This is a genomic window from Nonomuraea antimicrobica, from assembly GCF_039536965.1.
Lineage (GTDB): Bacteria > Actinomycetota > Actinomycetes > Streptosporangiales > Streptosporangiaceae > Nonomuraea > Nonomuraea antimicrobica.
The window spans coordinates 78605-104430 of sequence record NZ_BAAAZP010000034.1 but is presented as its reverse complement, the minus strand read 5'-3'; the positions used below and the strand labels follow the sequence as shown (position 1 = coordinate 104430).

Below are 25826 nucleotides of genomic sequence, written 5' to 3'. Positions count from 1 at the left end.
CGAACCTGCGGGGACGCGGAGGCCAGCTTGACCAGCTCGGCCCCGAACGCCGCCGCGTCCCGCTCGGCCACCGACACGCCCGCGCCGCCGATGCTCTCCAGCGTGCGCGCCTGCTTGACGGCCGGCAGCGCCGCCTTGGTGGCGTTGCCCTCGTACGTGAGGATCAGCGGGATGGCGTCGCCGTAGTCCTGCCCGGCCAGCGCCGTCACGTTGAACAGCTCGAGGTCGAGGAGCTCGGGCACCAGGGAGGCGACGTCGTTGGGGATGACCGTGACGCCGCTGTCCGTCTCCAGCGTCTGGAACGTGGGCACGGACCCGTCCGCGCGGGGCGCGGGGTCGACGGTGACCGCCTGGTGCTCGCCGTCCACGGCCCGCACCTGCACCCGGTCACCCGTGATCAGGGTGATCTCGTTGGTGTCCGCCGTGGCGGTGAACGTCGCGGGGGCGGGGGCGGGGGCGGCGTACGCGCCGGGGACGGTCAGGAGCGAGGCCGCCATGGCTGTGCCGACGGCCATCACCGTCCCTCGTCTTAAGCCACGTAGCATGGACGACCTCCAGAAGGTTCGGTAAGAACGACTACCGAATTCCTAGTCATCCTGATCAGCAGTTGTCCACGAAAAGCCGTGGCTAGATCCCGACTTGTCGTAAATCCGCCACGCGCCCGCCCTAGCCCTTCACCGACCCTGCGAAGGTGAACGACCCGGCCAGATACTTGTTGACCGCCACGTAGAGCACCACCGCCGGCGCCGTGTAGAGGACGGAGAACGCGGCGAGCTGCCCGTAGGCGACCTGCCCGTACTCCGAGAAGAACGTGTAGATCGTCACCGCGGCCGGCTGCTTGTCCGGGGTGTCCAGCAGCACGAACGGGGCGAAGAAGTTCCCCCACTGCCCGACGAACACGAAGATGGCCACCACCGCGATCCCCGGCGCCATCAGCGGCCCCACCACGGTCCGCAGCGACCGCACCCACCCGGCGCCGTCCACCCAGGCGGCCTCCTCCAGGCTCACCGGCACCCCGTCCATGAAGTTCTTCAGCATCCAGATGGAGAACGGCAGCGCGCTCGCGGTCAGGAAGAGCACCATGGCCGGGACCGAGCCGTACAGGTTGAAGCGGAAGAACATGGCGTAGACCGGGACGAGCACCGCCGTCATCGGCAGGCCCGTGGTGAACAGCAGGGTCAGCATGAAGGGACGGCGGTAGCGAAGTTGGTAGCGCGACAGCGGATAGGCGGCCAGCCCCGCCACCAGCACCGTCAGGAGCGCCGTCGCGCCCGAGATGACGATCGAGTTGATCAGCGGCAGGATGATCGTCTCCCAGGTCAGCACGGCCTCGAAGTTGGCCAGGGAGAACGTGAGCGTCGGCGTGGCGGCCAGCGTGGCCTCCGGCTGGACCGAGGCGACCAGCACCCAGAGGAACGGCCCCACGAAGGCCAGCGCGATGACCAGCAGGGCGAGCCAGGCCGCACCGCGCGCGGCGAGCCGGGTCATGCGTCCTCCACCTTGATCAGCCGCAGGTAGATCAGCGAGAACAGGGCGCCGATGACCAGCATCACCAGGGCGATGGCCGAGCCGTAGCCGATCTCGAAGTAGCGGAAGGCCTGCTCGTACATGTAGAGGGGGGTGGTCTGGCTGGCCGTGCCCGGGCCGCCGCCGGTCAGGGCGTAGATGAGGCCGAAGCTGGCCAGCGTCTGCAGGGTGATCAGCATGAGGTTCGCCATGATCGAGCGGCGGATCAGCGGGAGCGTGATGTGCAGCAGCCGCCTCGCCGGGCCCGCGCCGTCCACCGCGGCGGCCTCGACCAGGTCGGCGGGCACCTCCGACAGCGCGGCCGAGTACACGAGCATCGAGAACGCCGTGCCGCGCCAGATGTTGGCCAGGATGACCGCCACCATGGGGGCCGTGTAGAGCCACTCCTGCGAGATGCCGAGCACGGTGTTGAGCGTGCCGTCCTCGGCCAGGAACGAGTACCAGCAGGCCGCCGCCACGATCTCGGGCATCACCCAGGCGGCGATGACCACGCCGTTGACCACGCTGCGCGTCACCCGGCCGCGCCCGCGCTGGAGCAGGGCGATGATCAGGCCCAGCGTGTTCTGGCCGATCACCGCCGAGCCGACCACGAAGACGAACGTCAGCAGGAACGAGTTGATGAAGTTGGGGTCACCGAAGAGCCGGACGAAGTTGTCCAGCCCGACGAACCGGGAGTTCACCGAGGCCGACCCGGTCAGGGTCTCGTTGGTGAAGGCGATGTAGACGCTCCACAGGATGGGCCCCGCGAGGAAGAGCGCCAGCAGCACCAGCGCGGGACCGAGCGGGAGCAGCCGGCGCAGCACCCGCCGCCGCCGTGACGGGCCGCCGGGCGGCGTGCCCGTCACGAGCGGGGACGGCGCCGTGGCGACCGTCATCGCGCGACGACCTTGTCGGGGCCGCCGACGGCCGAGGGCAGCGCCTTGACGTAGGCCGCGGTGGCCTCCTCGGGGCTCTGCCGCCCGGTGGTGACCGCCTCCATGGCCTCCTGGACCTGCGCCGACACCTTCGGATACACCTCGTACGCCGGCCGGAAGTGGGTCACCGCGGCCAGGTCGGTGAAGAACTTGACGCTCGGGTTGTCGGCGGCGTACCTCGGGTCGGCCGCAACGTCCTTGCGGGGGGCCAGGTCGCCCGTGCCGACCGCGTACGTCGTCGAGTTCTCCTTGTTGGTGGCCACGGTGAGGAAGTCGAACGCCTCCTGCTTGTGCTCGGTGTAGGCGCTCATCGCCATCACCCAGCCGCCCGACATGCTGACCGCGCCCGGCTCCTCGCCGTTCTGCGTGGGCATGGCGGTCCAGCCGATCTTCTCCGTCCACTGGGGCCAGGGCTTGGTGCTGGTCGGCTTCCAGGCCGCGGCCGTCCAGGCGCCGTCGAGCGAGATGCCGAGCCTGGCGTTGGGGAACCACTCGTAGTTGGCCTTGTCGGCCAGCTTGAGGTTGTGCGCGTCGGCCTGCCTGGGGCCGAGTTCCTCGCGGTAGATGGTGTCGATGAAGGTCAGGGCGTCGGTGAAGTTCTTGCCGCCGGCCACCCACTTCTGCTGCGCGGCGTCGTAGAGGGTGCCGCCGGGGGTGCCGTACAGGAGCATCTCGAAGCCCTGCATGGTCGACGCCTCGCCGAGGGCCTTCGTGGAGTACATGCTGAACGGGATGGCGTCCGGCACCTTCTGCTTGATCGTCCGGGCCGCGGTCAGGACGTCGTTCCAGGTCTTCGGCTCCCACGGGACGGGCAGGCCGGCCTTGGCGAAGACGTCCTTCTGGTACCAGAGGCCGCGGGTGTCGGTGCTGATCGGCACCCCGTAGATCTTGCCGTCGGCGCCCCTGGCGGCCTGCTTGACGGAGTCGGGGAACTGGGTGGCCCAGTCGGGCCACTTGGCCAGGTAGTCGTCGAGGGGGGCCAGCTTGCCCGCCGCGACGTCCGCGTTGACCTGGAACGTGTCGTGGTAGTAGAGGTCGGGCGCCGAGTCGGGTGATCGGTTGAGCAGTGCGAGTTTGGTGTAGTACGCCTCGTTCTCGCCCTGCACCGGGACCAGCTTGATCGTGACGCCGGGGTGGGCGGCCTCGTACTGCTTCTTCGCGTCGGTGAGCATCCTCTCCAGATGCGGCCAGGTCGGTTGGACCTTGTAGAGGACCTCGAGTTCCTTGGCTCCTGACGCTTCCTGCGACGCGCCGCCACCGCATCCTGCGGCTGTCAGCGCTGTCAACAGGACGAGGGAACCAGCCAGCCTGTGTCTCATCACGGCCTCCCCTTGTTTCCTTGGGTTGCCGAGAACGTAAATCTCTTTGATTTACTAAGTCAACACTTTGTGGTGACATGAGTCACATGCAGCGGGGCACGAACCTGCCCAAGGTCGGCAGCTACAACCGGGCCGTGGTGCTGGAGGCCATCCAGTCCTCCGACGGGATAAGCCGGGTGCGGATCGCGGGGATGACCGGCCTCACCGCCCAGACCGTGTCCGTCATCGTACGCAGGCTGCTGGAGGAGGGGCTGGTCGTCGAGGACGGCTCGGCCCCGTCGCGCGGCGGCAAGCCGCCCACCATCCTGCGCGTCGACGCCCGCGCCGGATACGCGGTCGGCGTGCACTTCGACCCCCAGGAGCTGTCGTGCGTGCTGGCCGACCTGGCGGGGCGGCCGATCGCCCGGCAGCGCCAGCCGGTCCGTCCGGGGTCCAGGCCCGACGCGGTGATCCGGCGGATGGCCGGGCAGGCGCGCGGGATCCTGCGCGAGGCCGGGGTGCCCGACGGGAAGGTGCTCGGGATGGGCCTGGCCTGCCCGGGGCCGCTGGACGCCGCGGGCGTGATGGTCTCGCCGCCCCGGCTGCCGGGCTGGGACCGGGTGCCGATCAGGGGCCTGCTCCAGGAGTACACCCGCTTCCCCGTGACCGTGGACAACGACGCCACGGCCGCGGCCATCGGGGAGCGCTGGGCGGGCATCGCCCGCTCCACGGCCGGCTTCGCCTACCTCTACCTGGGCACGGGGATCGGGGGCGGGCTGTTCCTTGACAACCAGGTCTACCGGGGCAGTTCGCTCAACGCCGCCGAGTTCGGGCACATCACGGTCGAGCCCGACGGGCCCGAGTGCTACTGCGGCAACCGGGGGTGCGTGGAGGCCGTGTGCTGCCCGAGCGCCATCGAGGCGGCGATGCTGGCCCGCACCGGACGCCGCGCCGGCCACGCCGCCATCTGCGCGGCGGCGGCGAGCGGCGAGCCCGAGGCGCGGCGGGTGATCGAGCGGGTGGCGGAGCGGCTGGCCGACGCCGCCGTGAGCGTGGTGAACATGCTGGACATCGACCTCCTCGTGCTCGGCGGGCCCGCGCTCAGGGAGGTCGGGGGCCTCTACCGAGAGGTGATCGCGCGCGCGGTGGCGGAGCGGCCGCTGGCCAGGGGGCTGCACGCGGTGCGGGTGGAGACCTCGCCGATCGCGGCCGATGCCGCCGCGATCGGCGCGGCCTCCCTCGTCTTCCACGCCACCTACGCCCCCCGCCTGGGGCGCTAGGCGCGCTTCATGCGCAGCGTGACCAGCTCGAACGGCCGCAGTGTCACGGGAATGCCGTCTTCCGGCCGCCGCGGCTCGCCCGTGGGCCGCTCCAGCAGGTCCGTGGCGACCACCTCTGCGACCGGGAACCCGGCCCGCAGCGTCGCCCTGGCCCGGCCGCCCCGTGACTCGTGGAAGCGCACCACCACGTCGCCGCTGCCGTCGTCGGCCAGCTTGACCGCCGTCACCACCACGGCGTCGTCGTCCACCGTGACCAGCGGCTCGACCTGCGCGCCGCCGGGCACGCTCCGCTCGGGCAGGTTGACGAAGTAGCCCTCGCGCACCGCGTCGCCGATCTCCGCACCCGGGACGAGCGCGTGACGGAAGCGGTGCACGCCCTGGTCGGTCTCGGGGTCGGGGAAGCGCGGGGCGCGCAGCAGCGAGACGCGCAGCGTCGTGGTGGTGCCGTGCTCGTCCACGTCGCGAGTGACGTCGTGGCCGTAGGTCGAGTCGGTGACCAGCGCCACGCCCCAGCCGGGCTCCGCCACGTGCACGAAACGGTGGTTGCACGCCTCGAACTTGGCCGCCTCCCAGCTCGTGTTGGTGTGGGTGGGGCGGAAGGCGTGGCCGTACTGGCTCTCGGAGGCGTACCGGTCGGCGTGCACGTCCAGCGGGAAGGCCAGCTTGAGGAACTTCTCGGTCTCGTGCCAGTCGACCTCCGTGTCGATCTCCAGGCTCCCGTCCGCGAGCGTGAGCCGCTGGGTCACCGACGAGGCGCCGAACGAGCGCCTGACCACGACCGCGTCGCCGTCGAGGCGTATCTCGCCGGCCTCGGTCAGGTCGGTGACCGTGTTGCGGTAGAACTCGTCCACGTCCCAGGCGTCCCACTTGTTGGGGAAGTCGGGGTGAAGCTGCAGCAGGTTGGCCGCCCGGCCCGGCGCGACCGCCTCCCTGCCCTGCCGTACGTCGACGACCGAGACGACCAGCCCGCGGCCGTCGATCTCCACCCTGAGCCGGTCGTTGTCCAGGACGTAGCCGCCGCCCTCGCGCGGGTGCGCCCGCGTCGCGTCCACGGGGACCGCCCGCGCGGCGCCGCCCGCGGGCACGCCGTGCCGGCTGTGCGGGGCGCCGTTGAAGACCAGCGTGCCGCCCGACGGGTCACCGGCCAGGGCACGCTGGGCCTCGCCGATGATCTCGTTCAGCTCCGCCGCCACCACCTCGTACGTCCTGCGCGCCTCCCGGTGCACCCACGCGATCGACGACCCGGGCAGGATGTCGTGGAACTGGTGCAGCAGCACCGTCTTCCAGATCCGGTCGAGCCGCTCGTACGGGTACGCCGCCCCCGTGCGCACCGCCGCCGTCGCCGCCCACAGCTCGGCCTCGCGCAGCAGCGACTCGCTGCGCCGGTTGCCCTGTTTCGTCTTGGCCTGGCTGGTCAGCGTGGCCCGGTGCAGCTCCAGGTAGAGCTCCCCCACCCACACGGGCGGGTTCGGGTTCTCCGCCTCGGCCTTGGCGAAGAACTCGGCCGGCGTCTCCCAGGTGACCATGGGAGAGCCCTCCAGGTCCCGTACGCGGGCCGCCTTGGCCACCATCTCCCGCGTGGTGCCGCCGCCGCCGTCGCCCCAGCCGGTCGGGGCCAGTGAGTGCCTGGCCACGCCCTTGTCCTTGAAGTTGCGGGCCGCGTGCGCCAGCTCGCTGCCCCTCATCGCGCAGTTGTAGGTGTCGACCGGCGGGAAGTGGGTGAAGATCCGGGTCCCGTCGATGCCCTCCCACAGGAACGTGTGGTGCGGGAACGTGTTGACCTGGCTCCACGAGATCTTCTGCGTGAGCAGCCGCTTCGACCCGGCCGCCCTGATGATCTGCGGCAGCCCGGCCGCGAACCCGAACGTGTCGGGCAGCCACACCTCCTCGTTGTCCACGCCGAACTCGTCGATGAAGAACCGCTTGCCGTGCACGAACTGCCGGGCCATGGCCTCCGAGCCGGGCATGTTCGTGTCGGACTCCACCCACATGCCGCCCGCCGGGACGAACCTGCCCGCGGCCACGGCCTTGGTCACCTTCGCCCACACCTCGGGCCGGTGCTCCTTGACCCACGCCCACTGCTGGGCCTGCGACATCGCGAACACGAAGTCCGGCTCGTCCTCCAGCAGCGCGGTCATGTTCGCGGTCGTACGGGCCACCTTGCGTACGGTCTCGCGCAGCGGCCACAGCCAGGCCGAGTCGATGTGCGCGTGCCCGACCGCGCTGATCCGGTGCGCCGACGGCACCGCCCTGGCCGACAGCACCCCGGCCAGCTCCGCCCTGGCGGCCGCCGCGGTGCCGTTCACGTTCTGCAGGTCGATCCGGTCGAGCGCCCGGTCCAGCGCGCGCAGCAGCTCCCAGCGGCGGGCGCCCTCCACGGGCAGCTCCAGCATCAGCTCGCCCAGCACCTCCAGGTCGATGACGAGCTGCCACACCGTCTCGTCGAAGACGGCCAGGTCCATGCGGGCCAGCCGGTACAGCGGCTCGCCGCCGGCCGTCTCCTTGTCGCCCAGCGACGTCGGCCGGAAGGGGGGGTAGCCGAGGATGACCGGGTTGGAGGCGGCCTCGACGTGCAGGCGCACCTCCTCGCCGCCGTCGGCGGGTGAGCCGATCCTGACCCACTGGTTACGCGGGTTGAGCCCCTTCACCGGGGTGCCGTCCGGGCGGTAGACCAGGCCCTCGCACTGGAAACCCGGCATGTTCTCGTCGAACCCGAGGTCGAGGACGGCCTCGACGATCCGCCCGCGCCACTCCGCGGGCACGGTGCCGGACACCGTGAACCAGCTCGTGCCCCACGGCGCGCCCCACGCCTGCCCCACCGCGATCGGCTGCGGCGGCGCGGCCAGGCCCTCCGCCACCGGGACGGGCTCGTCCGGCGCGTGCCAGACCGACACCTCCAGCGGCACCGACTCGGGGTGGATCGCCGGGCGGATGCGTTCCTCCAGCACACGCTTCAAACGGCCTTCGACCAGGTTACGGTCGTCATGCATCAGGCAAGCTCCTCAGCAGGTTCCTCAGCGGATGGGTGTGTCAGCCTTCGATGGCGCCTTCGCACAAAACGTTATGCATCCCGATGGCGCCGGGCAACGCCCGCCCGCGACGTTGCCCATTTGGCGGCCAGAGGCATCGGCACCGTCCTCGACGGGCGGTGACGATCGGGTGTGCACCCCATCCGTGAAGAGGATCCCCCGGGACGGCGACCGGCGCCGGGCGGGCAGGCCGGGCAGGCCCCGGGGGATCCTCCGCTCAGGCGCAGGTGTAGCCCGACGGCGTCTGCGTGTTGCCGTTGGGGCGGCTCACCTGGAAGCCGAAGCTGGTGGCGGCGTTCGGCGCGAGGGTGCCGTTGTGGTTCGCGTTCCTGGCCGTGACGGTCTGGCCGCTGACCGTCAGGGTGGCGTTCCACGAGCCGGTCAGCGTGTGCCCGGCGGGCAGGGTGAAGGTGACGGTCCAGCCGGTGATGGCGGAGGCGCCGGTGTTGGTGACGGTGACGGGCTGGATCACGTAGCCGTTGTTCCACTGCGTCTGCACGGTGCCCGCCGCGGTGCACGGCCCGCCGCCGCCGGGGCCGGACGTGGTCGTGAACGTGACCGCCGGCGAGTTGCCCGACAGGTTCCCCGCCCCGTCACGTGCCCGTACGTAGACCTGGTACTGGGTGGCCGGTGACAGCCCGGTCAGGTTGATCGAGTTGGTCGTGCTCTGCCCGAGCAGCGGGTCGGTCGCCCCCTGCTCCCGGTAGACGTTGTACCCGGCCAGCCCGCTGCCGCCGCTGTCGGTCGAGGCCGTCCAGGTCAGCGCGGCGGAGTTGGCGGTGACGCTGCCGGACGAGGGCGTGCCCGGCGTGGTGGGCGGGGTGGTGTCGCCGCCGGTGCCGCCCGCCAGCGCGTCGTGCACGGCGGTGTAGGAGGGCTTCTGCTGGTAGCTCTCGTTGTAGATCAGCGCGGCGCCCTGGCCGGGGAACGTGTCGGGCACCCAGGAGTACTTGTCGGTGAAGCCCCAGATCGTCACCCCGGCGCAGGCGGTGACGGCGTTGCAGGCGTTGACGACGTTGCGGTAGTAGGTGGCCTGGGTGGCGTCCTTGGTGGCGTCTCTGGGCGTCTGCATGCGCACGTCCAGCTCGGTGATGCGCACCTGGACACCGAGGTCGGCGAAGCGCTGCAGGTTCTGCTGAAGGTCGCCGGGGAAGCCGTACTGGATGGCCAGGTGGCCCTGGAGGCCCACGCAGTCGACCGGCACGCCCTGCTGGCGCAGCGAGGAGACCAGGTTGTACATCGCGGTGCTCTTGGCGTTGACGCCTTCGACGTTGTAGTCGTTGATGCACAGCCGGGCGTTGGGGTCGGCGGCGCGGGCGGCGCGGAAGGCGTCGGCGATGTAGCTCTGGCCGAGCGTGTTGTACCAGAACGAGGTGCGCATGCCGCCGTTGTCGTCGAACACCTCGTTCACCACGTCCCACGACACCACGGCCGGGTTATTGGCGTAGCGGCCGACGACCTGGCTGATGTGGTTCTGCATGGCCGCGCGCATGGCGGTGGCGCCCAGGCCCTGCACCCAGCCCGGCGTCTGGCTGTGCCACACCAGTGTGTGGCCGTGGACCTGCTGGTTGTTCTGGGTGGCGAAGTTGACGACGGCGTCGGCGCCGGAGAAGGTGAACTGGCCCTGGCTGGGCTCGGTGGACTCCCACTTCATCGCGTTCTCGGCCGTCACCTGGCTGAACTCCGTGGCCGCGAGGTCGCGGTACGAGGTCTCGTTCGACAGCGGGCCGGTGGCGAGCGCCGTGCCGATGAACTTGCCCCGGGCCGCGGCGTGGGTGCGCAGGGGCGCCGACGCCTCGGCCGCGCTGACGAACGGGCTGGTGGGCAGGAGGAAGGTTGCGAGCATCCCCACTAACGTGAGGGCTCTGAGGAGCGAGGACGAATGCACGGGACATCTACCTCCGGAGGCAGGCACTCGGTTCCGAAAGTTTCGGCCCGGATCGGACCGCACCGACGACGGTATTGACATGTGAGTGCGCGGTCAACCACGAACTCACCGCAGCACCAGAGCAGCAGTTGGAGCGTAGAAACTATCGGATTGACAGTGAAACTTTCACAAGGCACCAGGTCACGACTTGACTGTCTAGCGCGGCGTACCTACCGGTCGGTACTGTGATTTATCCGGGATAATCGTCCACTGCGGGAGTTCAGCGGATGTCTCTTTCGCACGCCCAGGTCCAGGCCCAGCTCACCGGCCCCGGCCAGCTTTTTGAGATCGAGGAGATCGGCGACACCGGCGTACGCACGTGGAAGCACGCCCCCGCCCACTTCCGGGCGCTGCTGGAGATGAGCAGGTTCCACGGCGACAAGGTCTTCCTGGTGTACGAGGACGAGCACCTCACGTTCGAGGACCACTTCCGCCGCGCCGCCACCCTCGCCACCCGCCTGGTCGAGGAGTACGGCGTGACCAAGGGCGACCGGGTGGCCGTGGCCATGCGCAACTACCCGGAATGGGTGGTCTCGTTCTCGGCCGCGCTGGTGGCGGGCGCCGTCGCCGTACCGCTCAACGCCTGGTGGACGGAGACCGAGCTGGCCTACGGCGTACGCGACTCCGGCGCCAAGGTGCTGATCGCGGACGGCGAGCGCGCGGCACGGCTGGCCGCCACGGGCGTGCCGATGATCGTCACCAGGGGCGCGGCGCCGGCCGGGGCCCGCGCGTTCGACGAGGTCATGGGCGAGGTCACCGCCGACGCGAAGCTCCCCGACGTCGAGCTGGCCCCGCACGACCCGGCCACGATCTTCTACACCTCGGGCACGACCGGCAGCCCCAAGGGCGCGCTGGGCAGCCACCGCAACCTGGGCCAGTCGCCCATGACGATCGCGTACGGGCTCATGCGCGCGACCGTCCTGGCCGGACAGGACGCGGGGGCGGCGGCCGGCGTCCGCAGGGTCTCGCTCCTGACCGTCCCGCTCTTCCACGTCACCGGCTGCTTCTCGGCCATGACGAGCACGATGTTCGGCGGCGGCTGCCTCGTGCTCATGTACAAGTGGGACCCCGAGCAGGCGCTGCGTCTCATCGAGCGCGAACGGGTGACCGCCATGGTCGGCGTGCCCACCAACGCCTGGCAGCTCATGTCCCATCCCGACTTCGGCAAGTACGATCTGTCCTCCCTGACCACCCTCGGCTACGGCGGCGCCCCCGCCCCGCCCAAGCTGCTGGAGCGCATCGCCACGAACCTCCCCAACCGCGCCCCCTCCAACGGCTACGGCATGACCGAGACCTCCGCCCTGGCCATCGGCAACGGCGGCGCCGACTACCTGGCCAGACCCGAGAGCATCGGCGTGCCCTCCCCCGTGGTGGACGTGCGCGTGGTGGACCCGGCCGGCGCCGACCTGCCCTCCGGCGAGGTCGGCGAGCTGTGCGTACGCGGCCCGAACGTCATCCTGGGCTACTGGAACAAGCCGGAGGCGACCGCGCGGACGTTCGTGGACGGATGGCTGCACACCGGCGACCTGGCCAAGATCGACGAAGAGGGCTTCGTCTACATCGTGGACCGCGCCAAGGACATGGTCATCAGGGGCGGCGAGAACGTCTACTGCGCCGAGGTGGAGGCGGCGCTGTTCGAGCACCCGGCGGTGGACGACGTGGCCGTGATCGGGGTGCCGCACGAGGAGCTGGGCGAGGAGGTCGGGGCGGTCATCCGCCTGGCCCCCGGCGCGTCGGTCACGGCAGAGGAACTGCGGACGTTCCTCTCGGGCAGGATCGCCAAGTTCAAGATCCCGGTACACGTGTGGTTCCGCGACGCCGAACTGCCACGGAACCCCGGCGGCAAGATCCTCAAGACACACCTGCGCCGGGAAATCCTCGGCAACCCCTGAGGCGATCCCAGGACCCGCCTGCGTGACGGTCCTCACATCACCCACGTTCTCCCTGGTGAGAGCGCGGATTCCGGTCCTCGCCTACCTCGCGGGTAATCGCGGCCCCTACCCACGGCCTGACATCTTTCAGGTGTCAGCAACCAGGCCGTCCGTACAAGGAGCCCGATATGACCGCCGTGACCGTCACCCCCGACCGGATGAAGTTCCTGCGCCTCGCGCTGGCCGCCGACGCCGTCGTCACCGGCGGCAACGGCCTGGCCTACCTCGCCCTGGCCACCCCGGTGAGCCCCCTGCTCGGCCCCGGCACCGGCCTGCTGCGCGGCATCGGCGCCTTCCTCCTCGCGTACGCCGTCGCGGTCGGCGTCCTGGCCAGCCGCCGCCAGATCTCCCCCACCGGCACCCGGGCCGTGATCGCCGTGAACGTCGTCTGGACCCTGGGCAGCATCGCCGCCGTCGTCACCGGAGCGGCCGACCTCACCACCGCCGGATCTGCCTGGGCCATCGCCCAGGCCCTGGTGGTCGCCCTCTTCGCCGAACTCCAGATCACCGGCCTGCGCAAGACCCGCACCACCGCCTGACCACCCAGCGCGCCCGGACAACAGCGCTCTCGAACAACAGAGAAAGAACGAGAACCATGACCCTCATCGACCGCTACGTCGCCTGCTGGAACGAGACCGACCCCGAGGCCCGCGCCAAGGCCGTGGCCGAACTGTGGACCGAGGACGCCACCTACACCGACCCGCTGGCGGACGTCTCCGGCCACGCCGGGATCGCCGCGGTGATCGAGGGCGCGCAGGGCATGTTCCCCGGCCTGGTCTTCACCTCCGGCGACCTGTACGACGCCCACCACCACACCGCCCGCTTCACCTGGCACCTGGGCCCGGCGGGCGGAGAGCCGGTCGCGATCGGGTTCGACGTGATCGAGCTGGCCGAGGACGGCAGGATCCGCAAGGCCCTCGGCTTCCTGGACAAGGTCCCCTCCTGAGCCCGGCCCCACCCCTGAAGCCCTGCTGTCGACCCACCGAGGCGGCCCCGGAACAACCTCCGAGGGCCGCCTCGGCGCTGTCCCACCAGAGCCCCGACCGCTCGAACCGCCGCCCCATGGTCTTGAATTCACACAGTCACAAATTGAGTTGCCCCGACCACGGCGTTCACCGGAAAATTGCACTTCGTGCCCGCTGCCATGAAACGCCTTCTCCGTCACCTTTCGCTGGACCTGAGCCCGCTGCGCGACTCCCGCGACTACCGGCTGCTCTTCGGGTCCGGCGTCATCACGATGTTCGGCACGATGATCTCCATGGTCGCGGTGCCGTACCAGATGAAGGAGCTGACGGACTCCTATCTGGCCGTCGGGTTGGTGAGTCTGGCCGAGTTCGTCCCGATGGTGGTGTGCGGGCTGTGGGGCGGGGCCATCGCCGACGCGCTCGACCGCCGCAAGATCATCGTGCTGAGCGAGCTGGGCCTGCTGGTCACCACCGCCGCCCTCATGGTCAACGCGATGCTGCCCGACCCCCAGGTCTGGGTCCTGTACGTGATGGGCGCGCTCTCCACCGGCATCGCCTCCCTGCAACGTCCGAGCCTTGAGGCCGTGATCCAGCAGGTCGTCAAACACGAGCAGCAGAGCGCCGCCGCGGTGCTGTCGAGCCTGCGCTGGAACTTCGGCGCCATCGTGGCCCCGGCACTGGGCGGCCTGATGGTGACGGCGTGGGGGCCGGCCTCGGCGTACGCGTTCGACACGCTGACCTTCCTGGTGTCGATGGTCCTGCTCAGCCGCGTCAGGTCGCTCCCGGCCGCCGAGGACGCCGCGCCCGCGTCGCTGCGGTCGCTGGTCGAGGGCGTCCGGTACGCGGTTGGCCGCAAGGACCTCATGGGCACCTACCTGGTGGACATTGCCGCCATGGTGTTCGCGATGTCGACGGCGTTGTTCCCGTTCCTGGCCGACGAGCTGAAGGCGCCGCAGGCCCTCGGGCTGCTCTATTCGGCCGCCGCGGTGGGCGCGCTGATCGCCTCGCTCACCGGCCGATGGACGGCCCGGGTGCAGCGCCACGGTCTCGGCGTGATCGTGGCGGCGGCGGCCTGGGGCGCGGCGGTGGCCCTGGCCGCCCTGGCTCCGAACATCTGGCTGATCTTCGCCTGCCTCGCGCTCGCGGGCGCGGCCGACATGATCAGCGGCATCTTCCGCATGACGATGTGGAACCAGACCATCCCGCCCGAGCTGCGCGGCCGCCTGGCGGGCATCGAACTGCTCTCCTACGCCAGCGGCCCGATGCTGGGCAACGCACGGGCCAGCCTCATGGGGAACATCGGCGGCACCCGCTTCTCCCTCGGGGCGGGCGGCCTGCTCTGCGTGGCGGCCGTCCTCGGCCTGGCCTCCGCCCTGCCGAAGTTCCGCCGGTACGACGCGCGCACGGACGAGCACGCCCTGGCGGAAAAGGCCCGCCGGGAGGCCGACGCCAAAGCAGAGGCCAAAACCCCCACCTGACCAGCACCCCCGGCACCGCTGAACACCAGCACCCCCCGCACCACCGAACTCCGGCACCCAGGCACCCTGGCACCACCGACCATCGGCGCCCCTGAACCGCCGCCGATCAGGGGCGCCGCTCCGCCTTCGCGAAGACGGTCAGCGCCTCGGCATCGGAGTAGACGTGGGAAACGTACTCACCGACCCACTCCTCGATCCCCTCGAACCCGCTCTCGGCGACCAGCCGCTCCCCCACCCGCCGAGCGTCGAGCGGCGTGGTCATCAAGGTCACCGCACCGCTCTCCCCGTCGAGCAACGCCCACTGCGCCCCGTATCTCCCGTACGGCATCCCGACCGACCCCGGGTTGACCACCAGCACCCGATCGGCCAGCCGGACGAACGGCATGTGCGTGTGGCCCACCACCACCGTCTCGGCGCTCTCCCCCGACAGCACCTCGCCCCACCGCTCCAGCGAGCTGTCGACCAGGATCATCTCCTCGTCTCCGCGCGGCGTGGCGTGCACGAACAACGTCTCCCCCAGCAGCCCCAGCTCCAGCACCTGCCGCGCGGGCAGCCCGGCGAGCAACTCGACCTGGTCGGCCCGCAGTCGCCCGGCCGCCCACTGGCTGGACGGGTAGGGGCTCTCCTTCCCCCCGGCCGCCTCCACCAGCTCGCGGTCGGCGTTCCCGCTCACCCACAACGCGCGCTCCCCCAGAGAGACCAGCAGGTCGATCGTCTGGACCGGCATCGGCCCGGCCGCCACGTCACCGGTGAGCACGATCAGATCGGCGGCCACCACCTCGGGCTCGGCCAGCACGGCTTCGAGCGCGGGCAGCACACCATGGACGTCGGAGAGCACGGCGACACGCATACGCCCACTCTCCCGCACTCCGGCCGCGCCGGATCACATGTTCGCACCCGACGAACAACCTCGGCCCGCCCGAGCCCGCGCCGGGCACGTCAGCCAGCCCAGGGTCCGGGCGACCACCGCACCCTCCCACCACAGTCCGCCCGAACGCCGTCAGCTCTCCTCGCGCCACCCGTCGTACCACTCGACCAGCTCGTCCACCCGCCCCAGGACGGCCTCGTCCAGCCCTTCGACGACGACCAGCCACTGCGCGTCCTCGGCGTCGTCCTCCCCGGCCAGCGTCTCCCGCACCACCCGAGGCACCCCGACCTCCGGAAACCACTCCCCCAGCGTCTCGGCCACCTCCTCCGCGTCGTCCCGCTCGCCGAAGACCAGCAACCGCGCCATACCGATCCTCCAGACTTACCCGACCGTGTCCTGTCGTTTACATGGCGTGAGCACAATAGATTGGTAGCGTTGCACCATGACTGCCGAAGCGGTGATCGAAAAGATGACGCATCCTTCTCACCCCGACTGGTTGATCCCACCGCCAGGGGGCTTCACGGCAGACGATCTCGATCACATTCCGGATTTGCCTGCGCACACAGAGTTGATTGATGGAAGCTTGGTCTTCGTGAGCCCACAGAGACTCTTCCATGAGATGGTCATTCACCGGTTGTACAACGCACTGGAAGACCTCGCTATCCGAGACCACGAAGTGCTCTCGCGCATGACCGTCAAACTCGGCCCGCGCCAGCGTCCGGAGCCCGACCTCATCGTCGTGGGTCCTGGCGCTCCCACAGATCCCGACGTCACCTGCTTCGATGCGGCGGACGTCGTGCTGGCCGTCGAAGTGGTCTCACCGGAATCCGCAGTCCGCGACCGGGAGCGTAAGCCCGTCCTCTACGCGGAAGCCGGGATCCCGCACTACTGGCGTATCGAAGAGATCCACGGCCAGCCGGCGGTCTTCGTCTTCGAGCGCGACCCCGGCACGAAGGCCTACGCCAGCGCCGGCGTTCACCACGACCGGCTCAAGCTCACGGTCCCGTTCGACATCGACATCGACCTCACCACGCTCTACCGGCCCCGCGCCCGGTAAGGGCCGACGCCCGGTAAGGGCCGACGCCCGGTAAAGGCCGGCGCGGCGTCCGCCGCGCCGCCCCCCTGCGTCACCTCGTCAACCGCTCACCCGCGAAGCTGCGCGCCCACCCGGTCGGCCGCCATCGCGACCGCCGCGTCGCGCGCCGCCGTGGTCTCCTCCACGGTCAGCGTACGGTCGGCGGCCCGGAACCGCATCGAGTACGCGAGCGACTTGTTGCCCTCGCCCACCTGCTCCCCGGCGTAGACGTCGAACAACCGGATCGACTCCAGCAGCTCCCCGGCCCCGTCGCGCAGCGCCGCCTCGACGTCGGCCACCGGCGTGAAGTCGGGCACGATCAGCGCGACGTCCTGGGTGGCCACCGGGTAGGCCGACACCGACGGCGTCTGCACCGGCCCCGGCATGGCCGCCTCCAGCCGCGACAGCTCCAGCTCCATCGCCGCCGTGCGCGCCGGCAGCCCGTACGCCTCGACCACCCGCGGATGCAGCTCACCGGCGTGCCCCACCAGCGTGTCGCCCACGTAGAGGGCGGCGCACCGGCCCGGGTGGAACGGTTCGTGCTGGTCGGCGCTGATGGACAGCTCCAGCCGCGCCTCGCCCGCCACCAGCCGGGCGGCCTGCACCGCGTCGGCCCACGAGGCCGCGCGCCCGTCGCCCCACCAGCCGGACCGCTCGAACTCCCCGGCCAGCACCACCGCGACCCGCAGCGGCTGCTCGGGCAGCGCCGCCTCGATCGAGGCCAGCTCTTCGAGGGTCGGCCGGCGCTCGACGCCGAGCACCGGAGCCGTCGCGGGCCCGCTCTCGCGCGGCCGGTAGACGGCGCCCGTCTCGAACAGCGCCACGTCGGCGAAGCCGCGCCCGACGTTGCGTACGAGGGTCTTCAGCAACCCCGGCAGCAACGTCGTGCGCATCAGCGGCTCGTCCTCCGACAGCGGGTTGGCCAGCCGGGCGGCGCGGCGGCGCGCGTCGTCGGCGGGCAACTGCAGCCGGTCGAAGTCGTCGGGGCTGATGAACGGATAGCTCAGCACCTCGACGTAGCCGCCCTCGGCCAGCGCCCGGCCGACCCGCCTGCGCAGCCGCTGCGACTCGGTGAGACCTGCGCCCGCCGGGGCGGAGGGCAGCACCGACGGGAGGCTCTCGTAGCCCTCCAGCCGGATGACCTCCTCGGCCAGGTCGTTGGGGTCGGTGAGGTCGGGCCGCCAGGACGGCGGCGTCACGGTGATCATGTCGTCGCCGGTGACCGCGAGCCTGGCCGCCAGCGCGCCGCCGGTCACGACGCCGGTCGGGGCCACGCCGCCCTTGCGCACGGCCGGGTCGGCGCCGTCGGTCACGACGCAGCCGACCTGTTCGAGGCGGGCGACCACGGTGTCCTTCGAGTACGTCATCCCGGCCACCCGGCTCGGGTGGCCCGCCGGGATCGCGATGCGCGCGGGCGTCACCTCGACCTCGGCGTGCGTGACCCCGGGCTGGACGCTCGCGCCGCCCAGCTCGGCCAGGAGCCGCACGGCCCGCCACGAGGCGACGAGCGGCAGCTCACGGTCGACGCCGCGTTCGAACCGCTTGGACGCCTCCGACACCAGCCCGTGCCGGCGCGACTCGCGCGAGATGCCGGTCGCGGAGAAGTGGGCGGCCTCGATGACGATGTCGGTCGAGCTGTCGGAGATCTCGGTCTCCAGCCCGCCCATCGTGCCGGCCATCGAGATCGGCCCCGACTGGTCGGTGATGAGGATGTCGTCGGGGTCGAGCTCGCGCACCACGTGGTCGAGGGTCTCCAGCCGCTCACCGGCCACGGCCCTGCGCACGACGATCTCGCCCCGCAGCCTGGCCCGGTCGAACGCGTGCAGCGGCTGCCCGAGCTCCAGCATCAGGTAGTTGGTGACGTCGACGGCCAGGGACACCGGGCGCATACCGGCCCGGGTGAGGCGTACGCGCATCCACAGCGGGCTCTGCGCGGCCGGGTCGAAGCCGCGCACCTCGCGCAGCACGAACCGGTCGCACGCCGTCGGGTCGGCGATGACGGCCGGCCACGACGGCCCGCTCTCGGCGGGCAGCTCGACGTCGGCGGGGTCGCGGAAGGCCACCCCGAACGCGGTGGCGGTCTCGCGCGCCACCCCCCTGATCGACAGCGCGTAGCCGATGTCGGGGGTGATCTCCAGCTCGATCACCTCGTCGCGCAGCCCGAGCAGCTCGACCACGTCGGCGCCGATCGGCGTGCCCGCGGGCAGCACCATGATGCCGTTGTGGTCGTCGCCCAGCCCCAGCTCGCGCTCGGAGCAGATCATGCCCTCGGACACACGCCCGTACGTCTTGCGCGCCCCGACCTCGAACCCGCCGGGCAGCACGCCCCCGGGCAGCACGACCGGCACGCGGTCGCCGGCGGCGAAGTTCGTGGCGCCACAGACGATCATCCGTGGCTCGGCCTCGCCCGTCTCGACCCTGCAGTGCCTGATCGGCTTCTTGAAACCGGTCAGCTCCTCGATCTCGAGCACCTCGCCGACGACGACGTTCTTGACGTCGTGGCCGTGCGAGGAGATCGACTCGAGCTTGAGCCCGGCCGCGGTGAGCCTGTCGGCCACTTCCTGCGCGGTGACCGCCGGGAGATCGACATACTCCCGCAGCCAGGAGAGCGGGACCTTCATCAGATCTCCATTCCGAACGGGAGCGTGAAACGCACGTCTCCCTCGACCATGTCACGCATGTCCTCGGCGTTGTGGCGGAACATCAGCGTCCGCTCGATGCCCATGCCGAACGCGAAGCCGGAGTACCGCGAGGGGTCGACGCCGCACGCGACGAGCACGCGCGGGTTGACCATGCCGCAGCCGCCCCACTCGATCCAGCCCTCCGACTTGCAGGTGCGGCAGGGCGGGTTGCCGGGGACCGCCGAGGCGCCCCGGCAGACGAAGCACTTCAGGTCCATCTCGGCGGACGGCTCGGTGAACGGGAAGTAGTTGGGCCGGAACCGGGTCGTGATGCCCTTGCCGAACATCACCTCCGCGAACCGGTCAAGCGTGCCCTTGAGGTGGGCCATCGTCAGGCCCTCGTCGACGGCCAGGCCCTCGGTCTGGTGGAAGACCGGGGTGTGGGTGGCGTCGAGCTCGTCGGTGCGGAACGTCTTGCCCGGGGAGATCACGTAGACCGGCAGCTCGCGCTGGAGCAGCGCGCGGATCTGCACCGGCGAGGTCTGCGTGCGCAGCACCATGCCCGACTCGGTGGAGTCGACGAAGAACGTGTCGTGGTCGGAGCGGGCCGGGTGGTCCTTGGCGATGTTGAGTGCGTCGAAGTTGAACCACTCGCCTTCGAGCTCGGGACCCTCGGCCACCTCGTAGCCCATGGCGACGAACGCGTCGGCGACGCGCTCCTGCAGCGTCGTCAGCGGGTGGCGGGCGCCGCGCGGCCGCCGGTCCCAGGGCAGGGTGACGTCGACGGTCTCCTCGACGAGCACCCGGGCGTCGCGCTCGGCCTCCAGCTCGGCCTGGCGGGCGGCCAGCGCCTCGTTGATCGCCTTGCGGGCCACGCCGACGCGCTTGCCGGCCTCGGCGCGGGCGGCGGGCGGCAGGGCGCCGATCTCACGGTTGGCCAGGGCGATGGGCGAGCGGTCGCCCGCGTGCGCCAGCCTGGCCTGCTTGAGTGCGTCGAGGTCGCCGGCCGTCTTGATCGCCGCGACGGCGTCGGCCTCCATCCGCGACAACTCGTCGGCATGCAACGGTGTCACCTCGACGGGATCGTAGTCAGACAAGAGTGAGCTCCGTATCCAGGGCTTGAGCGGAAAAGAGTCTAGTGGGACCCGCCCACCGGGCCCGAACGCGGCGACTAGACGCCGGCGAAGTCGGGCGTGCCGGTGGGCAGGGTAAATCGGAACTCCGCCCCGCCCTCGGGGGCCCGCGCCACCGTGATCGTGCCGCCGTGCGCCTCGACCAAGCCCTTGACGATGAACAGGCCGAGCCCGGTGCCGCCGCGGCGACGGCTGTTGCCGCCCCGCCAGAACTGCCTGAAGACGCGCGGAGCCAGCTCGGGCTCGATGCCCTCGCCCTCATCGCGCACCGACACGGCAACTCCCCACTCGAAGGACTCGATCTCTATTGTCACGGTGCCGCGCCCGTGGCGCAGCGCGTTTTCCACCAGGTTACCCAGGATCTGGTCGATCTTGTCCTGGTCGAGCCACATCTCCGGCAGGTCGGAGCCCGCGATCAGGTGGAAGCGGTCTTCGGCCTCACCTGCCGCGACCCGGCCCGCGACGAGCCGCCGCGCCCTGGCGGGCAGGTCGACGACCTGGCGGCGCACCTCCAGCCGCCCGGACTCGATGCGCGAGACGTCGAGCAGCTCGGTGATGAGCCGGGTGACGCGGTCGGCGTCGTTGTTGACGGTCTCCAGCATGACGCGCTTCTGCTCGTCGGTGAACCGCTCCCACTTCGCCAGCAACGTCGCCGTGAAGCCCTTGACGCTGGTCAGCGGCGAGCGCAGCTCGTGGGCCACGGTGGAGACCAGGTCGGCGCGGCTGCGCTCCAGCCGGGCCCGCGCGCCGCCGTCGCGCAGCGTGATCGCCACGCGGTCGACCTCGCCGCCGCGCTCCGGCTCGCGTACGAGCCGGGCGGCGACGTAGAGCTCCTGACCGCCGGGCAGGTGCAGCGGCCGCTCGGGCACGCGTACGCGGGTGCGCAGCCCGCCGTCGGGGTCGAGCGCCTTCCACCAGTCGCGCCCGTCGTTGTCGCGGAACGGGAACACGTCGTTCATGTGCCGGCCGACCGCGCGCTCCATGGCGACGCCGGTGAGCCGGGCGGCGGCCCGGTTGACCGCCTGCACGCGCCCGTTTCGGTCGGTCACGATGAGGCCGTCGGGAAGATCGTCGATGGCTATCGTGCACACGGCGGCCACGACTCGCCCGTCGGTGTCTGCGCCGTGCACGACCTCGCCTCCTCCACCTACAACGCCGACAATAGCGGGTTTCCGGCCGCCTAGGGCACTCGCTGCGCCCTGGCCGAGGAGTAAAGGCATACCGCCGCGGCGGTGGCCAGGTTCAGACTTTCAGCCTGTCCGTAGATGGGCACTCTGACCACATCGTCCGCCTCGGCGAGTATCTCCTCCGGCAGTCCCCACGCCTCGTTGCCGAAGATCCACGCGGTCGGTCCCGAGAGATCGACATCGTCGAGCGTGTGCTTGCCCGCGCCGTCGGCCGCCAGCACGCGCAGGCCCCGCTCCCTGAGTTGACGCACGGCGGCGCCCACGGGTGCACCGATCGCGACGGGCACGTGGAACAGGCTGCCGGCGCTGGCGCGTACGCACTTGCCGTTGTACGGGTCCACGGAGGCGTCGGTGAAGACCACCGCGTCGGCCCCGGCGGCGTCGGCCGCCCGCATGACGGTCCCGGCGTTGCCCGGATCACGCACGTGCGCCAGCACCGCCACCAGCCGCGCCGGGCCGGGCAGCGCCTCCTCCAGCGGCACGTGGACGAGCCCGCAGACGGCCACCAGCCCCTGCGGGGTCACGGTCTGCGACAGCTCGGCCATGACCTCGCCGCTGGCCCGGTGCACGGGCACGCCCTTGAGCGTGGCCTCGGTGATCAGCTCGGGATGGCGCAGCTCGGCCTCGGCCGTGCTGAACAGCTCGAGCGGCACGCCGTCGAGCTTGAGCGCCTCGCGCACCGCCTGCGGCCCCTCGGCCAGGAATCTCCTGTCCTGCTCGCGGAAGGCCCGCTTGGTGAGCCGCCTGGCGGCCTTGACCCGCGGCGATCTCACGTTGGTCAGCTCGGACCCGGCCATCGTCTCCCCCAGTCGTGCGGACGGCTCATACGCCCGTCCCCGCAGCCAGCCCTATGAAGTCGGCCCAGGAAGCGGGCCCATGCGGCTCGTGCAGACAGCAACAAAGGGCCCACCGTCGACGGTGGGCCCCTCGGTCAGATCAGCCGCTTCAGCTCGCGGCCGGAGCGTTCACGTTCGCCGGGAGCGCCTTCTTGGCGGCCTCGACGAGCGTGGCGAAGGTCTGGCTGTCGTTGACCGCGAGATCGGCCAGGATCTTCCTGTCGACCTCGATGTTGGCCAGGCGCAGACCCTGGATCAGACGGTTGTAGGTCATGCCGTTCTGGCGGGCGGCGGCATTGATGCGCTGAATCCACAGACGACGGAAAGCGCCCTTGCGATCCTTGCGGTCGCGGTAGGCGTACGTCATCGAGTGGAGCATCTGCTCCTTGGCCTTGCGGTAGAGCCGCGACCGCTGGCCACGGTAACCGCTCGCCCTTTCGAGGACGACCTTACGCTTCTTCTTGGCGTTGAGCGCCCGCTTCACGCGTGCCATGATTCTTCTCCCCGGGGGTTCGCACTACTTGGCGAGCAGCTTCTTGATCTTCTTCGAGTCGGCGTCGGAAAGGACGACCTCGTTCTTGAGACGGCGCGTCAGCGTGGACGACTTCCACTCGTTGTAGTGCGCGCGGTTGGCACGGCGACGCTTGATCTTGCCGGTGCCGGTGACCCGGAACCGCTTTTTCGCACCGCTGTGCGTCTTCATCTTCGGCATGTCGCCGTCTCTCCTCGTTTCGGTCGTGCCGCTGGCCGGGCCGGTGCTGGCCGACCCGGTCGCGGCGTCTTCGTCTGCCGGTGGCTGCTGGGGTGTTGTAAGGCTAACCCCAACCGCGGGTCATGCCTCCTGTGCGGAAGGCTCCTCGCTGCCACGCTGGGCCTTGGCTGCGGCCTTTTCCGCCTTCGCCTCGGCCTTCTTCTTGTGCGGACCGATCACCATGATCATGTTACGGCCGTCCTGCTTGGCGTGGGACTCCACGAACCCCAGCTCCTGGACGTCGTCCGCCAGCCGCTGCAGGAGCCGGAAGCCGAGCTCCGGCCGGGACTGCTCGCGTCCGCGGAACATGATCGTGACTTTGACCTTGTCTCCCGCCTTGAGGAACCGCACCACGTGACCCTTCTTGGTCTCGTAGTCGTGCGGGTCGATCTTCGGCCGGAGCTTGATCTCCTTGATGATCGTGTGCGCCTGATTCTTGCGCGCCTCGCGCGCCTTCATCGCGGACTCGTACTTGAACTTGCCGTAGTCCATGAGCTTGCACACGGGCGGTCGAGCCGTGGCCGCGACCTCGACGAGGTCGAGGTCGGCCTCCTGGGCGAGCTTCAGCGCGTCGTGAATCGAGACGATGCCTACCTGCTCGCCGTTCGGGCCCACGAGGCGAACCTCGGGAACTCGGATACGCTCGTTGATGCGGGGCTCAGTGCTGATGGGGCCTCCTAGGTTTGCGATCCCTACGTGCTCGTCGCATCGGAGCTTTACGCATTCCCGCGAACGCGAAAAGCCCCGCACGTCGCGCATGCGGGGCCACTGAGCTCTGTGGCTTTCGTGGCCTCGAGCTCCCCGGAGTAGTCCGGCGTGATCCTGGACCCGGCCGCCTTTCCGGCGACTCAGGTGGGAGGGAGACCTCCGCTTGCGCGTCCAGCAAGGCATGCCGGACCGATCAGAGAGCTACACTACCACAACGCCTGGGGCCGTTCGAATCATTCCGGGCGGGGCCACCGGGGCCCGCAACCGCCCGTCAGGACGCGGGTCCGGCGGCCGAGCGCCTGCGGATCTCGGCCTCCGCCGCCGCGCGCATGGCCTCCACCGGCACGTCGGCCACGCCGGTCATCAACCGCACCTGCCGCACCGCCTGGTGCAGCAGCATCTCGAACCCGGCTACCACCGTGCCGCCCGCGGCCGCGACCGCCGCCGCGGCGCTCGTCGGCCACGGCGAGTAGACCACGTCGAAGAGCGCGGGCACCCGCGCCAGCCGGTCAGCGAAGGTGTCGGCGGCCCCGCCCGGCAGCGTGGAGACCACCAGGTCCACCCCCGTGAACGCGTCGAGCTTGTCGAACGTCTCCACCGCCAGCGTCACGCCCAGCCGCTCGGCCACCTCCGCCGTCTCCCCGGCCCGCGCCGGGTCGCGCACCAGCAGCGTGACCGAGAACAGCCCCAGGTTGCGCAGCGCCGCCAGCGTGGAGGCCGCCGTGGCGCCGCCGCCCAGCACGGTCGCCGAGCGCGGCGCGGGCACCCCGGCCCCGGCCAGCGCCCGCTCGATGCCGTAGACGTCGGTGTTGTCGCCGTGCCGCCGCCCGTCCCGGAAGATCACGGTGTTGGCCCCGCCGACCTCCACGGCCGGCGCGGAGACCGTGTCGAGCAGGGGCAGCACGGCCCGCTTGAGCGGCATCGTGAGCGACAGCCCGGCCCAGGCGTCGTCTCCCGCGCCGGCCTGCCCGCGCACGGGCGTCAGCCCTGCCAGCAGCTCCGGCAGCCGGGCCTCGTCGCACTCGAACGCCTGATAGCTCCACCCGTCGAGCCCCATCGCCCGGTAGGCGGCCCTGTGCAGGCAGGGCGAGAGCGAATGACCGATGGGCGAGCCCATCACCGCAGCCCGCATCCCCACTCCTTCCGAACAGGCACGACCCTATCGCCACCGAACAGCACGACGGCCGACTCGGACCTACCGCGACCGCCCGGGACGTCCCCGGGCAGGCGCAGGGGCGGTCAGCCGCCGTTCCGCCTGAGCTCGGCCTCCAACTGCTGGAACTCGGCGTACGTGTTCGCGAACTTCGTGACGTTGCTGTTCGGGTCGGTGGCCGCGAAGTAGAGCCAGTCACCCTTGGCCGGACTGAGCGCCGCCTCGATGGCGTGGTCACCCGGGTTGGTGATCGCGCCGGGCGGCAGGCCCAGGTTCATGTACGTGTTGTACGGGTGCTTGGTCTCCGTCTCGGCGATGGTCGCGGTCGTGCGGAACTTGTTGAGCGCGTACATCACCGTGCTGTCCATCTGCAGCTTCATCGGCGGATCGAGGTCGAGCCGGTTGTAGATGACGCGGGCGATCTTCGCCATGTCCTCCTGCCGGCCGGCCTCGGCCTGGACGATGCTGGCGATGACGATGATCTCGTGCGGCGTGCGGCCGAGGGCCTTCGCGCCGCCTTCGAGGTCCAGTTGGTCGGCGGTCTGGTTGAACCGCTTGACCATCTCCGCCAGCATCTCCTTGGCGGTGGTCTTGGGCTGGAACTGGTACGTGGCCGGGAAGGCGTAGCCCTCCAGCCTGCCCTTGGCATAGGACGGCAGGTCGAGGTTCTCGGTGTCCTTGGCCGCGGCGGCGAAGTCCTTGGCCGGTTTGCCGGTCTCCTCAGCGAGCTTGGCGAACGTCTGGGACAGCCGCAGGCCCTCCGCGAGCGTGACCGTCACGAGCATCCGGCTGTCCGGGGCGAGCAGCAACGTGACGGCGCTGGCCGCCGACATGCGCTTGCGCATCTTGTACTCGCCGGGCTGCAACTGGTCGCTCTTGCCCGCGTTGCCGATCGCGTTGGTGAACGCCCTGGCGCTGGCCACGACCCCCTGCTTGGCCAGCTCCTCGGCCACCTCGGAGGCGCTCTGCCCCTGCTTGACCTCGATCACGACATCGCCCGCGCCCTGACCGGTGAAGTCGTCGGGCACGAGCGCGTCGCTGAGCCAGAGGTAGCCGTAGTAGCCGCCGCCGCCGAGGATGCCCGCCAGGACGACGAAGGCGAGCAGCGGCGCGAGCAGCCCGCCCCGGTTGCGGCGCCGGCGCCG

Annotated in this window: 22 protein-coding genes and 1 pseudogene; 6 read left to right on the top strand and 17 right to left on the bottom strand. The window is 70.7% G+C overall.

The window, feature by feature from the left end:
- From ABD844_RS10705 to ABD844_RS10690, 4 genes and pseudogenes are all read right to left on the bottom strand, one after another.
- Positions 1-515, bottom strand: a pseudogene (locus tag ABD844_RS10705) (serine protease); the annotation flags it as partial.
- A 151-nt stretch (positions 516-666) separates the two neighbouring features.
- Entirely contained in the window at positions 667-1488 is an 822-nt protein-coding gene (locus ABD844_RS10700) for a carbohydrate ABC transporter permease (RefSeq protein ID WP_344875536.1), read from the bottom strand.
- Positions 1485-2402, bottom strand: a complete 918-nt coding sequence (locus ABD844_RS10695; protein ID WP_344875534.1) for a carbohydrate ABC transporter permease — start codon at positions 2400-2402, stop codon at positions 1485-1487. Before ABD844_RS10695 ends, ABD844_RS10700 begins: the two co-directional genes overlap by 4 nt.
- Positions 2399-3727: an extracellular solute-binding protein gene (locus tag ABD844_RS10690; RefSeq protein ID WP_344875532.1), complete on the bottom strand. Its 1329-nt coding sequence runs from the start codon at positions 3725-3727 to the stop codon at positions 2399-2401. Before ABD844_RS10690 ends, ABD844_RS10695 begins: the two co-directional genes overlap by 4 nt.
- 110 nt (positions 3728-3837) lie before the next feature.
- Here ABD844_RS10690 and ABD844_RS10685 point away from each other — a divergent pair, with 110 nt between their 5' ends.
- On the top strand, positions 3838-5019 hold the full coding sequence (locus tag ABD844_RS10685; protein WP_344875530.1) for an ROK family transcriptional regulator: 1182 nt from the start codon (positions 3838-3840) through the stop codon (positions 5017-5019).
- Here ABD844_RS10685 and ABD844_RS10680 read toward each other — a convergent pair.
- Both ABD844_RS10680 and ABD844_RS10675 read right to left on the bottom strand, forming a co-directional pair.
- Positions 5016-8009 (bottom strand): alpha-mannosidase, encoded by a 2994-nt coding sequence (locus ABD844_RS10680; RefSeq protein ID WP_344875528.1) that lies wholly within the window; start codon positions 8007-8009, stop codon positions 5016-5018. The genes ABD844_RS10685 and ABD844_RS10680 overlap by 4 nt on opposite strands.
- 256 nt (positions 8010-8265) lie before the next feature.
- Positions 8266-9894, bottom strand: coding sequence for an endo-1,4-beta-xylanase (locus ABD844_RS10675; protein ID WP_344875526.1), 1629 nt, complete (start codon positions 9892-9894; stop codon positions 8266-8268).
- A gap of 308 nt (positions 9895-10202) precedes the next feature.
- On the opposite strand from ABD844_RS10675, the gene ABD844_RS10670 reads away from it, so the two are divergent.
- The 4 genes from ABD844_RS10670 to ABD844_RS10655 all read left to right on the top strand — a co-directional run bounded on the left by ABD844_RS10670 (position 10203) and on the right by ABD844_RS10655 (position 14349).
- Complete coding sequence (locus ABD844_RS10670; protein WP_344875524.1) at positions 10203-11867, top strand: class I adenylate-forming enzyme family protein; 1665 nt, start codon at positions 10203-10205, stop codon at positions 11865-11867.
- Positions 11868-12034: 167 nt separating this feature from the next.
- On the top strand, positions 12035-12445 hold the full coding sequence (locus ABD844_RS10665) for a hypothetical protein (protein ID WP_344875522.1): 411 nt from the start codon (positions 12035-12037) through the stop codon (positions 12443-12445).
- Between the two features lie 56 nt (positions 12446-12501).
- Complete coding sequence (locus ABD844_RS10660) at positions 12502-12852, top strand: nuclear transport factor 2 family protein (RefSeq protein WP_344875520.1); 351 nt, start codon at positions 12502-12504, stop codon at positions 12850-12852.
- A 198-nt stretch (positions 12853-13050) separates the two neighbouring features.
- On the top strand, positions 13051-14349 hold the full coding sequence (locus ABD844_RS10655; RefSeq protein WP_344875518.1) for an MFS transporter: 1299 nt from the start codon (positions 13051-13053) through the stop codon (positions 14347-14349).
- A gap of 106 nt (positions 14350-14455) precedes the next feature.
- Here ABD844_RS10655 and ABD844_RS10650 read toward each other — a convergent pair whose 3' ends face one another.
- Together ABD844_RS10650 and ABD844_RS10645 are read right to left on the bottom strand one after the other, a co-directional pair.
- Positions 14456-15199, bottom strand: coding sequence for a metallophosphoesterase family protein (locus tag ABD844_RS10650; RefSeq protein WP_344875516.1), 744 nt, complete (start codon positions 15197-15199; stop codon positions 14456-14458).
- A gap of 150 nt (positions 15200-15349) precedes the next feature.
- Positions 15350-15583 carry a hypothetical protein gene (locus ABD844_RS10645; RefSeq protein WP_344875514.1) on the bottom strand — a complete coding sequence of 78 codons (234 nt, stop codon included), beginning with the start codon at positions 15581-15583 and terminating at the stop codon, positions 15350-15352.
- Between the two features lie 76 nt (positions 15584-15659).
- Here ABD844_RS10645 and ABD844_RS10640 point away from each other — a divergent pair, with 76 nt between their 5' ends.
- A complete protein-coding gene (locus tag ABD844_RS10640) occupies positions 15660-16274 on the top strand; it encodes a Uma2 family endonuclease (protein ID WP_344875512.1) in 615 nt (204 codons plus the stop codon).
- Between the two features lie 86 nt (positions 16275-16360).
- Here the strand turns inward: ABD844_RS10640 and ABD844_RS10635 are convergent, their stop codons facing one another.
- From ABD844_RS10635 to mltG, 9 genes are all read right to left on the bottom strand, one after another.
- A complete protein-coding gene (locus ABD844_RS10635) occupies positions 16361-18913 on the bottom strand; it encodes a phenylalanine--tRNA ligase subunit beta (RefSeq protein ID WP_344875510.1) in 2553 nt (850 codons plus the stop codon).
- Positions 18913-19953, bottom strand: coding sequence for a phenylalanine--tRNA ligase subunit alpha (gene pheS / locus ABD844_RS10630; RefSeq protein WP_344875573.1), 1041 nt, complete (start codon positions 19951-19953; stop codon positions 18913-18915). Before pheS ends, ABD844_RS10635 begins: the two co-directional genes overlap by 1 nt.
- A gap of 131 nt (positions 19954-20084) precedes the next feature.
- Complete coding sequence (locus ABD844_RS10625; RefSeq protein ID WP_344875507.1) at positions 20085-21176, bottom strand: sensor histidine kinase; 1092 nt, start codon at positions 21174-21176, stop codon at positions 20085-20087.
- Positions 21177-21226: 50 nt separating this feature from the next.
- Positions 21227-22030, bottom strand: coding sequence for a TrmH family RNA methyltransferase (locus tag ABD844_RS10620; RefSeq protein ID WP_344875505.1), 804 nt, complete (start codon positions 22028-22030; stop codon positions 21227-21229).
- Between the two features lie 148 nt (positions 22031-22178).
- Complete coding sequence (rplT, locus tag ABD844_RS10615) at positions 22179-22562, bottom strand: 50S ribosomal protein L20 (RefSeq protein WP_219538506.1); 384 nt, start codon at positions 22560-22562, stop codon at positions 22179-22181.
- Between the two features lie 24 nt (positions 22563-22586).
- A complete protein-coding gene (rpmI, locus tag ABD844_RS10610) occupies positions 22587-22781 on the bottom strand; it encodes a 50S ribosomal protein L35 (RefSeq protein ID WP_090761693.1) in 195 nt (64 codons plus the stop codon).
- Positions 22782-22901: 120 nt separating this feature from the next.
- Positions 22902-23471, bottom strand: coding sequence for a translation initiation factor IF-3 (gene infC / locus ABD844_RS10605; RefSeq protein ID WP_425568537.1), 570 nt, complete (start codon positions 23469-23471; stop codon positions 22902-22904).
- Positions 23472-23799: 328 nt separating this feature from the next.
- On the bottom strand, positions 23800-24660 hold the full coding sequence (locus ABD844_RS10600; protein WP_344875502.1) for a shikimate dehydrogenase: 861 nt from the start codon (positions 24658-24660) through the stop codon (positions 23800-23802).
- A 107-nt stretch (positions 24661-24767) separates the two neighbouring features.
- Positions 24768-25826, bottom strand: a 1059-nt coding sequence (gene mltG / locus ABD844_RS10595) for an endolytic transglycosylase MltG (RefSeq protein ID WP_344875500.1), incomplete at its 5' end; no start/stop codon positions are given.